At 64.5% G+C, this 605-nt stretch carries 2 protein-coding genes; both read right to left on the bottom strand.

Annotated elements, in window-relative coordinates; translation table 11 throughout:
* Positions 1-3: 3 nt before the first annotated feature.
* Positions 4-228, bottom strand: coding sequence for a hypothetical protein (locus R7R78_RS27790; RefSeq protein ID WP_000743213.1), 225 nt, complete (start codon positions 226-228; stop codon positions 4-6).
* A partial coding sequence (locus tag R7R78_RS27785) for a helix-turn-helix domain-containing protein (RefSeq protein ID WP_225474810.1) occupies positions 225-605 on the bottom strand: 381 nt, incomplete at its 5' end. The genes R7R78_RS27785 and R7R78_RS27790, both read right to left, overlap by 4 nt.

Here is a 605-nt window from a genome sequence, read left to right as displayed (position 1 = left end):
AGATCATGAGGTTGAACACGGCTTGCGCCGGCAGCGTTCACGCTCCTGGTCGGCGATCTCGCCCGGCTGCAATGCTAGCTCAGCATCGGTCATGCGCTCCAGCACGTCGCGTAGGCGGATGGTGCAAGGAATGGGCGGCAGCTCGAACTCATAGCCGCCGGCGATCATTTCGGCCGCAATCTCCTCGGTGATGAAAAACGGCTCGTCGTCTTGGTTCGGCTTCTTCATGCCCTTTCCTCCTGGCGCTCATCCTGGCCGACAGCGGCCAGGGCATCGGCTTCCGTCAATGCGTCCTCCACGAACGCGCCGTGCTGCTTCGCTTCGGCCTGGCTGACCTCGGCCCATATCCGTTTCACCTGGGCCGCACTGTACCCGGCCAGCTCGGCGGTCTTGTTGATGCTGTAGCCGGACTTGCGCAGCGCGACAACTTGGGCGCGGCGCTTCGGATCAGCACGGCGGCCCTTGTACCGCCCGGCCTGGCGGGCCAACTCAATGCCTTGGCGCTGGCGTTCGCGCCTGTCCTCGTAGTCGTCGCGGGCCATCTGCAAGGCCAGGCGAAAAAGCATGATCTGCACGGCTTCCAGCACGATCTTGGCGACGCCCTG

Source organism: Vibrio sp. 2134-1 (genome assembly GCF_033339495.1).
Note: the sequence above shows the minus strand (reverse complement) of the source record. Positions and strands in the feature narration are given on the sequence as shown.